The organism is Desulfonatronospira sp., assembly GCA_003563255.1.
Lineage (GTDB): Bacteria > Desulfobacterota > Desulfovibrionia > Desulfovibrionales > Desulfonatronovibrionaceae > Desulfonatronospira.
This window is the reverse complement of record PWSL01000161.1, coordinates 1-10,180: the sequence shown is the minus strand read 5'-3', so window position 1 is coordinate 10,180 and position 10,180 is coordinate 1. Positions and strand designations below refer to the sequence as shown.

Below are 10,180 nucleotides of genomic sequence, written 5' to 3'. Positions count from 1 at the left end.
TAAAACATCTCATTTTTTGGGACAAGTGGGTCCCGGAAGAGCCAGTCCCCATGCCACATGCAAAGCGCTAAACAGATACTGCTTCAAAAATTCGGCGGCAAAAGAGCCAGTCCCCGGAGGTCAATAAATAAGTTTCGCTGTAGTGATAATATATTAGAGGTCCAGGATTTATGTTTAAAAAAGTGCTGCAGCCAGTGGATTTAAACGAATCCATTGCAGAAATTAAAATAAGGGCTTCGTTTTTATACAAAATGAAGGCCGAAGAACTGATGTTGTTTTATGTACTCACTCCCGGACTAGGCAGCCACAAACATGCCGAGTCCAGGCTCAGGCATTTTAAGAGTGTCCTGAATGAAGTCGGGATAAATGTACACTATAAAGTGGAAGAAGGGCATGTGGCCGTAGAGATCACCAAGGCGGCCCGGGAACAGAAGGCTGATCTTATTTATATTCCGGCAAGTGGCAGAAATTTTTTAATCAGCTCTCTACTGGGGAGCACCACTCAGGATGTGGTCCGCCTGGCGGACAACCCTGTCTGGGTGCACAAGAAAAGACCGGATTTACGGCATGAGGAGCAAATGCACCGGGTTGTGTTTGCAACGGATTTTCAGCAGGCCGCGGAAAAATGCTGTCAACTGGTGTACTTCATTGGGGAACTGGTACCGGAACTGGTCATTCTGCATGTAGGGGAGAGGGCGGCTGACCCGTATTCTGAGCAGATAAGACGGGAAAACGTCAATGAAAATCTGGAAAAACTAAAAGAGCAATACTCGGGATATTTCCGGAAGATCAGGCAACTATCCAGGATCGGATCCCCGGCCGGCCATATCCTGGATGTAGTGGATGAAACCCGGGCAGACGCAGTGATCCTTGGACGTCTCAACGAGCCTTTTCCACTGCATGTAATGGGTTCCACCTGCGCCAGAGTCGTTTCCAGGGTAAACAGCTCTGTCCTTCTGATCCCCTGACGGGGGACTGAGCTTGCGACTGTTCTCCGGGGCGGCTAACTGCTGAAAATATTCGGCAAAACCTGATAAACACCAGCTGCAGCTGGTTCAAACCAAAATTTCAGCCGGGTCTTATATGTTCAAGGATACGGTTTTCGTAGCATCGCTAATAATTGTAGCCGGTTTTGTGCTTCTGGGGATATTCGACCATGAGCTTCTGGACAGTATTTCCACATATATTCATGGCGGCATTATAGCCAATTTCGGTTGGGCCTACCTCCTGATGACCTTCTTTTTTCTGGCTTTCAGCATTGTCCTGGCCTTGAGCAAGTACGGTAAAATCAAGCTGGGCAAGGACGAGGACAGGCCGGAGTATACTTATTTCGGGTGGTTCAGCATGCTTTTCGCCGCCGGCATGGGCATCGGGCTTATTTTCTGGGGGGTGGCTGAACCCATCAGTCATTACATGCAGCCCCCGGCACATATTGAAAAGGAAAGCGGACACGCCGCCACCTTTGCCATGCGCTACAGCTTTTTTCACTGGGGCCTGCACCCCTGGGCGGTATACATTATTATGAGCATGAGCATAGCCTACTTTTCCTTTCGCAGGGATATGCCTCCGCTTATCAGCTCATGCTTTTACCCCCTGCTCGGGGATAGAATTTACGGGCTGCCTGGGAAGCTGATAGATATTCTGGCTGTTTTCGCCACCATATTCGGTATAGCCACCTCCCTGGGCCTTGGGGCACTTCAGATCAACAGCGGCCTGGAACATATCTACGGAGTTCCGGCCACAGATACCAGTACCCTGATAATTATCCTGATCACCACCATGCTGTTTATGATTTCCGCTGCCGTCGGGCTGGACAAGGGGATACAGACCCTGAGCAAGTCCAATATGTTCCTGGCGTTTCTGCTGGTGGTGTTTATGCTGGTTTTCGGACCCACGGCCTATATCATGAATGTTTTCACCGATACCATGGGTGGCTACTTAAGCGACGTTCTGGAGATGAGCCTCACCGTGAACCCTTTTCTGGGGCATGAGTGGTACAAGGACTGGACCATATTCTACTGGGCCTGGTGGATTGCCTGGTCGCCCTTCGTGGGCATATTCGTGGCCCGCATCTCCCGGGGCCGAACCATCAGGGAATTTATCAGCGGTGCCTTGCTGGTACCCACCCTGCTCACCTTTATCTGGTTCGCCGTGTTCGGCGGATCCTCTCTATATCTGGAAATGGAGGCTGGGGCTGAAGTGGGGCAAGCTGTCCTGGAAGATGTCTCCACCGGACTCTTTGCCGTTTTCGACCATTATCCTGGGGCCATGATCCTGTCCAATGCAGCTATTCTGCTCCTGGTGGTTTTTTTCGTCACCTCTGCGGATTCAGCCACTTTTGTGCTGGGCATCATGACTTCCAGGGGGTCGCTTAACCCCAGCCTGGGCAAGAAGATCGTCTGGGGTGTGACCCAGTCATCCGTAGCGGCCATACTTCTGGTTTCAGGCGGTCTGTTGGCTCTGCAGCAGATGGCTATTACCGCAGCTTTGCCTTTTAGTTTTGTGCTTCTGCTCTTGTGCTACAACCTTTGGAGAGGCCTGTCAGCAGAGTCCAAAGAAGGGCTCAACAGCCGTTTTTCCAGGAGATGAAACCGAGATCCGGTGGGCAGTCCCAGTTCCAGGCGCTGAGCCCCTGTCTTCTGCAAATATCGCCTGCCACGCTTTTTAGGCGCTTAGCACAAGTTTCGGAACAACATGTTGTTTCATTTTCAAAGAAAGCCAAGAGGTTATGCCCACGGAACACACGGAAGGGCACGGAAGTTTTAAAGCGTTGTGAAGCAACGCATATTCCGTGAAATTCCGTGTATTCAGTGGGCAGTCTCTTTTTCCGCGCAGGGTCGCGGAAAAAGCCTGGTTACTTAGTCCTGAAACCCTGCCTGCCCCGTTAAGCAACGCTTGAAGCGTTCTGTGCTGCGGAGCAGGGTTTAACTAGGGTCACAAAAAACAAGAAATGTTTCGAGCAAAGACAGGTCTTGAGCGCCTGGTACTGGGGCTGTCCCAATTGGATAAGAGCACTCCTTTATTTTTAGTTGCGGGCATGGCCGGCGCTAGCTCTAAAAAGGCTTGTCTTTTTGCAGCCTTTTTGGCACAATAGTATGCCACTACAGCGATACTTATTATCGACCCCCGGGTGCTGGATCTTTTACCGCCAGTATTTTTTGAACAACTGCAATCTTGCTACCGGCAAAAGTGCCAGTCCCAGTGCCACATGCAAAGCGCTAAACAGATACAGTTTTTTTAAGTTTCGCTGTAGTGGTAGTGTTCAATGATTATTGAATAGTTACATAACACTACAGCGAAACTTATTTATTGACCTACGGGGACTGGCTCTTTTGCCGCCGCATTTTTGAAGCATTTGCAGATTAGCAACCGGCAAAAGTGCCTGTCCCCAATTTAGACAGGTTGAAAAGTTTTATAAGTTTCGCTGTAGTGATAAGTATTTACCCAAAAGGAGAGATCTGGTTATGCAGTTATTGTCTGTCAGAAGGGCCCTGGTCAGTGTTACCGACAAGACCGGTATTTCAGAACTGGGCAGTTTTCTATCTGCCCGGGGAGTGGAAATTATTTCCACCGGCGGAACTAAAAAGATTCTTAAGGACAGTGGTGTACCTGTGACCTCAGTAAGCGACGTCACTGGTTTTCCTGAAATACTGGGCGGCAGAGTCAAAACCCTGCATCCCTTCATCCATGCAGGCATCCTGGCGGACAAGGACAACCCTGAGCACATTGAAACTCTGGCTGGCATGAACATTCAGCCCATAGACATAGTCTGCGTCAACCTGTATGCTTTCGAACGTGCCATTCAGGATGATCCCGGTATTGAAAAAGCTGTAGAACAGATAGATATCGGGGGCCCAACACTTTTGCGGGCGGCAGCCAAAAATCACTCCAGCATCTGCGTATTGCCCGACCCGGAGTTCTATCAGCCCTGCATGGACATGCTGCAGAAGAAAAAGGGCATAGACCTGGAGTTCAGGATAAAGACCGCTTCCTATACATTCGCCAAGACCAGCCGTTACGACCAGGTGATTTCCGGGTATTTCAACCAGAAAATTTGATTATCTGACGGAGTCTTTTTATAGCTCAAAAACCTCTTGGCAACCTCACCGGCCTGAAACCACACCAGCTAAAGGCTCTGTCCAGGCTCTATTATCGCAGGTTCCCCCCTTCTTCGGGTTTTACCACGGAGCAGGCCAGGGAACTTGCAAACCTAACTCACCAGATAAAAAGGCAGATAGGTCTGCTCATAGACCGTCGCGGACATGTAAGCATGGTCATTGCGGGCCATCAGGACGGGATACTTATTCCTGCCATGGACCGCCTGCGAGAAAGCAGCGGCAGACTGCGCGGGGTCAGGCTGCTGCACACCCATCTGGGCCGGGCCTGTCTCACTGGCGAAGACCTCATGGACCTGGTATTCCTGCGCCTGGACTCCATTTCAGTTCTCACTGTAGATGATAAAGGTGCTCCGAATCAATTCCAGTGGGCTCACCTCATGCCGCGAAACCGCGACAGAGACCCCTACCGGGTTTACGACCCTGTGGACTGGAGTAAAGGCGGTGTGAATCACCAGGCCAGTGTGGAATCCCTTGAAAAAGAACTCGGCAGGGATGGTGACGTCCACAAGGACATTTCTGCTGAAGGAAACGCCCTGCTGGTAAGTGTAGACACCCGCTCCAGGAAGGAGCAGGAAAAGTCCATTGAAGAACTGGGATCTTTGGCCAGGACTGCCGGGCTGAATGTGGCGGATTCTTTGATTCAGAGGGTTTCTTCAATCAACCCCAAATCCATACTGGGCAAAGGCAAAGTGGCGGAACTTGAGGTCATGGCCCTGCAGTCCAATGCCTCGGTGCTTATCTTTGATCGGGAACTCAGCCCTACCCAGCTTCGAAACCTCACTTCCCTGACCGAAAGAAAAGTCATTGACCGCACCCAGCTCATCCTGGACATTTTTGCCCAGCGGGCCACCTCCAGGGCGGGCAAACTACAGGTTGAAATGGCCCAGTTAAAGTATACCCTGCCAAGACTGATCAAGCAGGACAGGGCCCTGAGCCGTCTCACAGGCGGCATTGGGGGCAGAGGTCCCGGGGAAACCAAGCTGGAGCTTGACAGGCGTAAAATCAGGGACCGCATATCCAGGATAAAGAATGAACTGCAAAAGCTGCGCAGGCACCGCCAGAACATCCGGTCCAAAAGAGTTGAAACTGATATCCCAGTGGTTTCCCTGGTGGGCTATACCAATGCCGGCAAGTCCACTCTCCTGAATACCCTGACACGAAGCAGCATCCTGGCTGAAGACAAGCTCTTTGCCACCCTGGACCCCACCAGCCGCAGACTGCGTTTCCCGGACGAAAAGGAAATAGTCCTAACTGACACTGTGGGTTTTATTAAGGATTTACCTGACGATTTGAGGGAGGCTTTCATGGCCACCCTGGAAGAACTCTCCCTGGCCAGAGTACTGGTGCATGTGGCGGACGCATCTCACCCGGAGGTAGAGGAACAGGTGAATGCAGTACAGGAACTGCTTATATTGCTTGGACTCCAGAATAAGCCTCAGCTTATGGTTTTGAACAAGTGGGACATGGTGCAGGATGAAAAAAAACAGATTCTCCAGAACGTCTTCAGGGATGCAATAACTGTCTCCGCCCTGGAGGAAAAAACCCTGGAACCGTTGGTGCCGGCCCTGGAAGGCATGATAATAAAAAATGAAAAAAGTGATACTCTACTGTATTAAGGGCCGACCCCATCCTGTGGACAGCCCTTATTTTAACATTTATGCCTTTTGTAACAAAAAAAGACGATAGGTAACAGTTTAGCCATTTGCATGTGGCATGGGGACTGGCTCTTCCAGCCCTTGTTTTCTAAGCCTGTTTTCTTACATCAATAGAATACAAGGGCTGGGTTGCCTGTCCTCTGCTTTCCTTAAAAAGGGCTAAACTGTTACGATGATATCTAGTTTTCATCCGGAAGCGGTTCTTTTCCCTGTGGAAACTATCTAGCTGACAACTGACTCAGAGGATCGACAGCGCCAGGTATTCTCCTGTCCGGTCAGCACCCTGTGGATGTTTTCCTCATGCCTCCAGAATACAAGGGCCATAATAATCAGGGAAACCAGGATATAGCCGAAGTTGCCTGTCAGCAGAAAGAGTACCGGGGCTGCAGTCACCAGGGCCAGCGAGCCCAGGGCGACGTATCCGGTCAGGTACACAATGGCCAGACAAATGCCCACGGCCCAGGCCGTCACCACCGTGGAGAGGGCTAAAAACACACCCACAGTTGTCGCGACACCCTTTCCTCCCTTGCCGTACAAAAAGACCGAATACATATGCCCGATTATGACCGCCAGAGCTGTAAGTGAAATAAAAACGGCAGAGGTGGAAAACTGCATGGCGATCCATACGGGAACGAACCCCTTGAGCAGGTCAAGGACCAGAACAACAATCCCGTACCGAAAGCCGCAGAGTCTGGCCACATTGGTGGCGCCGATGTTTTGACTGCCCTGCTCTCGAGGATCTACACGGCAGAAATTGGTGGCTATGAGGACGCCGAAAGGCAAAGAACCCAGTAGATAACATAACCCGAGCCAGATTATGGAAACCATTGCACTCTCCTTATCAATAATGGTTATTCAAAAAACACGACCTGCAAGCCCACGCCTTGAACAGGCCGTACCTTGACCTTGAACGCGACTTGATGTAAAAGTAACTTGAACAGGCGAAAAAGTAAATTTGAAATTTAGTCAAAAAAGACTTGCCAAAATAAACAGCCTCAGATATAAGATTATCTCTTAACGAGACATTGCCGAGGTAGCTCAGTCGGTAGAGCAGGGGACTGAAAATCCCCGTGTGGGCGGTTCGATTCCGTCCCTCGGCACCATAAATTTCAAGGGCTTACGGGTTTTTCTCGTAAGCCCTTTTTTTGTCTGGTAAGCACATGGTAAGCATTAGGAAAATATTTTTCCTGGTAAGCGGTCAAAGATTATTTGATTTTATCTGCATCAGCAGATTATGTCCATTGGTCATTGAGTTATTACCATAATCAATATCTGTATGCTCAGAGTATTACGAAATAGTCAAAAGTTATTGGGGGTTTTGGTACTCCAGACTGAAGCTCCAGGATTCGATTATACGGCCGGAGGGCCCTATGCGGCGGTCACGGTCGTGAGAAAGACTAATCTGAAATAAGAGTCCATGATTTATTTTATACTAAAATAAAAATGCTTTCAAGCAAGTATCTACGGGGTAAAACAGGATGCAGGCTGTACCAAGAAGCAGAAAAAATGTGGTGAGATAAAAAAATTACCTTTCAGGCAAACGAAAGGGTGCTGAATGTAGGACATATCATTTTGCACGGTCAGGATCTGGAGTTTCTTGAGCACAAAGTAAGAGTGAGTGGCCATTAAGATCTGTACGCCCTGGACGGCAAGCAGGGCCAGCATATCCAGAAATTTGATGATCGCCGCGGGATGCAGGGCAGCTTCGGGTTCGTCAATAAACAGGATGGACTCCGGAGTCAGCATCCGATTGCCCAGGAGCCTGTCCAATATAGCGATTTTCTTGATACCTTCAGCAGTTATTGTGCTTCGTCATTATTCCCCCAACCCTTCCAGTAGACAAATCCAGTCATTGAAATGTCTGCACATGGATCTCATTTGGTCAAGACCGATCATCACCGCAATGATCACACCGGACCCGGCTTTGGAATACTCTGGAATACTCGTCAATATCCTTTTAGACGGTGCCGTGTTCGGTCCATCGTCAATCATTTCGGGATTATTTTGGAATGATTGCAGGATCTGTTTCAACTGTTCAATAGCCTTTGCATGCTCCAGGTATTCCAGAGAAAACTTGTCCAGGTCTGAAAAAAGCAGAGCTTCGAACTCGAAGAGTTGTATATAGGCAGTGAACCTTGGATGATCTATGTCTTCGGCCAGGCTTTGCTCAAGAAATGTCACTCTTTCATATGCATCATTGATTCGTGCTGCCTCTTGGACGCCCGGAAAATCATCCGGCAGGGCATACAAATCAAACATGGTGGAAGAATGGCTCTCCGGGTTGTTGTCCTGCCTGATCCAATCCATGATATCTTTTTTTGCTTTTTCGTAGCTTATTAGCCCGCCCCGGTATGTATGCCCTGCCTTTTTATCCTTACTGGTCGTAACAGAGCTGGCGTCCACAAAAACATTTTTCAAGGCCAGGTGGGGCTGAAGGATCCTGCGGACAAATCTCTCCTCTGTCTGTCCTTCGGCTGTGATGTGCAACCGGATGAGCCCGCTCAAGGCTTGCCTCCCAGGACATTCTTCTCCCATAACTCGGACAAGGTATACCTTTCAAGCCAGTTTTTCAGGGAGGACTCATCCAGCCTGTGCACCTGGGTGGCCCGGGTTTGTTCTTGACGTTCCAGGACCATGATTTCAGCTGCCTCAAATTCATCCACAAGCCTTGGGGATTGTGTGGCCAAAATGATCTGGCTTTTCCGGGCCGCGTTTTTGACCATTCCAGCCAGAGAGGACAAGGCAGCCGGGTGCAGACCGAGTTCCGGTTCATCCAGGATGATCAGGCCGGGCAGAGTTTGCGGCGGTTGCAGCATAAGTGCGGTCATGGCCATGAAGCGCAGGCTGCCGTCGGAAAGCTGATGCGGACCGAAGCGGTAGGATGATCCCTTTTCCATCCAGTCCAGCTTAATGTATTCACTGTTCAGTGCGGTGGGCTGGAGTTCGAAGTCACCAAATCCGGGGATTACTTCTCTGATATGTTGCAAAATGCGCTTGTAATAAGGCCTGGTCTCCTCTTTAGCGTTCATGGCGTATAAGAAGGCAGCCAGATTACCGGCATTACCCCGCAGATAACGATTGTCGTTTATATATCCTGGATTTCTGATCTTAGCCGTGCTTGAGGTGTCATGAAACTGAAACACCTGGCATTTTCTAAGCAGATCAAGAACAAAGCGGCTGGTTGGGCCTGTGTCAGCATCCTGGATCAGGGCGGATTCGTCATGGCCAGACTTGAGGTCAACTATAAGTGGGTTATCCCTGGTTGTACCAGACCAGCAAGCTATTTCCCTTGTAAAAATAAGCTTGCCACCGCTGGCATGGACAAGGGTGATCTCGTATTTATTATACTCTCCATCATCCCTGGCAAAAAATAACTCAGCCTCCATGACCGGGGTAATGGCTGATCCAAAATGGAGGATTGAGTCGGAATATCCCTGTTCACCGATAAATTGCTGCAATGTGCCTGTGGTCATGAAGTTGAGCATCCGGAAGAATGAGACCAGGTTGCTCTTGCCAGCAGCGTTGGGGCCAATGCAGACATTAATATCTCCAAATTCTATGTTTTGCCCTGCTGAATCAAAGGATTTGAACCCCTTGATAAATAAGCGCCTCAGTTTATACTGATCATTCATGAGCTGTCCTTGATTATACCCCATACACAGGATCACGGAGTCTGTGTTGAGCTTCCAGTGAGTTTATGATTTTTTTTCTGATTCGTCACCCTGTTGTAAAATTCTAAAAATGAATCATATGTGGCACGGGCAGGAAGGGATGTTTTGAGTTACTGTTCGCCAAAATTACCCTCACCCCCCCCAAGCTCTTCACCTTACCAAAAAAACCATCATACCCGCGATCAATCTGCCAGGCGTCCCCGATGATGGTTTCCCTCGCCCTTGCGCACCAGATCGCCAATCTATTTTAATTGAAAGGTCCAGGTCAGTTTTGTGTCCAGAACCTGGCGGAAAGTGCGGAAGTTACAAATGAATCAGGTAAACATTTTTCCGTCAAAACCTGGACGGTAATCAGCAGGCGACTCCTGCAAGGCATACACGGCATTACTTTCTTTATCAATAAGTCTATGCCTGGCTTTTACTCCAAGGCGGTCCTGCATCCTTTCCACAAAACCCGCAGAACCGAAGGTTATGGTTTCATGAGCAAGGCTTCTGTTGGCTCTGGCATATTTGCTTAGGGATTAGAAAAATACAGATATAACGCCATAGCGATGCAATGAGCTTCAAGTTAACTCCCATAGACCTTCTTGTGAGCACAAAGGGCTCTCGGTATTCTAACGCTGGCTTTGTCCCCTCGTTCACAGGCTCCAGCCTGGGGACGTCTTATTCTTGCGGCTCCAGCCGCTTCTTGTTTTTTCTTCGGATGCGGCGGAAGCCGCTGAAGAGCTGTGTTCCC

9 protein-coding genes and 1 tRNA gene are annotated in these 10,180 nt (G+C 49.4%); 5 read left to right on the top strand and 5 right to left on the bottom strand.

Going from position 1 to position 10,180, the window contains the following annotated elements:
• The first annotated feature begins 170 nt into the window (after positions 1 to 170).
• The 4 genes from QZP87_RS04615 (at position 171) to hflX (ending at position 5,734) form a co-directional block, all read left to right on the top strand.
• Positions 171 to 968: a universal stress protein gene (locus tag QZP87_RS04615; protein ID WP_291321745.1), complete on the top strand. Its 798-nt coding sequence runs from the start codon at positions 171 to 173 to the stop codon at positions 966 to 968.
• Positions 969 to 1,083: 115 nt separating this feature from the next.
• A complete protein-coding gene (locus tag QZP87_RS04610; protein WP_291321744.1) occupies positions 1,084 to 2,589 on the top strand; it encodes a BCCT family transporter in 1,506 nt (501 codons plus the stop codon).
• Positions 2,590 to 3,464: 875 nt separating this feature from the next.
• Positions 3,465 to 4,058: an IMP cyclohydrolase gene (locus QZP87_RS04605; RefSeq protein ID WP_291321743.1), complete on the top strand. Its 594-nt coding sequence runs from the start codon at positions 3,465 to 3,467 to the stop codon at positions 4,056 to 4,058.
• 212 nt (positions 4,059 to 4,270) lie between these two features.
• Positions 4,271 to 5,734, top strand: coding sequence for a GTPase HflX (hflX, locus tag QZP87_RS04600; protein ID WP_291321742.1), 1,464 nt, complete (start codon positions 4,271 to 4,273; stop codon positions 5,732 to 5,734).
• Between the two features lie 261 nt (positions 5,735 to 5,995).
• Here hflX and plsY read toward each other — a convergent pair whose 3' ends face one another.
• Positions 5,996 to 6,601, bottom strand: a complete 606-nt coding sequence (gene plsY, locus QZP87_RS04595) for a glycerol-3-phosphate 1-O-acyltransferase PlsY (RefSeq protein WP_291321741.1) — start codon at positions 6,599 to 6,601, stop codon at positions 5,996 to 5,998.
• Positions 6,602 to 6,800: 199 nt separating this feature from the next.
• Here plsY and QZP87_RS04590 point away from each other — a divergent pair.
• Positions 6,801 to 6,876 (top strand) — tRNA-Phe (locus QZP87_RS04590).
• Between the two features lie 358 nt (positions 6,877 to 7,234).
• Here QZP87_RS04590 and QZP87_RS04585 read toward each other — a convergent pair.
• From QZP87_RS04585 to QZP87_RS04570, 4 genes are all read right to left on the bottom strand, one after another.
• Positions 7,235 to 7,561 carry an AAA family ATPase gene (locus QZP87_RS04585; RefSeq protein ID WP_363330987.1) on the bottom strand — a complete coding sequence of 109 codons (327 nt, stop codon included), beginning with the start codon at positions 7,559 to 7,561 and terminating at the stop codon, positions 7,235 to 7,237.
• A 27-nt stretch (positions 7,562 to 7,588) separates the two neighbouring features.
• Positions 7,589 to 8,278: a DUF4276 family protein gene (locus tag QZP87_RS04580; protein WP_291321740.1), complete on the bottom strand. Its 690-nt coding sequence runs from the start codon at positions 8,276 to 8,278 to the stop codon at positions 7,589 to 7,591.
• Positions 8,275 to 9,405: an AAA family ATPase gene (locus QZP87_RS04575; RefSeq protein ID WP_291321739.1), complete on the bottom strand. Its 1,131-nt coding sequence runs from the start codon at positions 9,403 to 9,405 to the stop codon at positions 8,275 to 8,277. The genes QZP87_RS04580 and QZP87_RS04575 overlap by 4 nt, the downstream gene beginning before the upstream one ends.
• Before the next feature lie 353 nt (positions 9,406 to 9,758).
• Complete coding sequence (locus tag QZP87_RS04570; protein WP_291321738.1) at positions 9,759 to 9,893, bottom strand: hypothetical protein; 135 nt, start codon at positions 9,891 to 9,893, stop codon at positions 9,759 to 9,761.
• Positions 9,894 to 10,180 lie beyond the last annotated feature (287 nt).

Bases quoted from the DNA above. Each gene is read 5' to 3' on its own strand.
- plsY (WP_291321741.1), bottom strand. From the start codon at position 6,601: ATGGTTTCCATAATCTGGCTCGGGTTATGTTATCTACTGGGTTCTTTG.
- QZP87_RS04615 (WP_291321745.1), top strand. From the start codon at position 171: ATGTTTAAAAAAGTGCTGCAGCCAGTGGATTTAAACGAATCCATTGCA.
- QZP87_RS04575 (WP_291321739.1), bottom strand. From the start codon at position 9,405: ATGAATGATCAGTATAAACTGAGGCGCTTATTTATCAAGGGGTTCAAA.
- QZP87_RS04610 (WP_291321744.1), top strand. From the start codon at position 1,084: ATGTTCAAGGATACGGTTTTCGTAGCATCGCTAATAATTGTAGCCGGT.
- hflX (WP_291321742.1), top strand. From the start codon at position 4,271: ATGGTCATTGCGGGCCATCAGGACGGGATACTTATTCCTGCCATGGAC.
- QZP87_RS04605 (WP_291321743.1), top strand. From the start codon at position 3,465: ATGCAGTTATTGTCTGTCAGAAGGGCCCTGGTCAGTGTTACCGACAAG.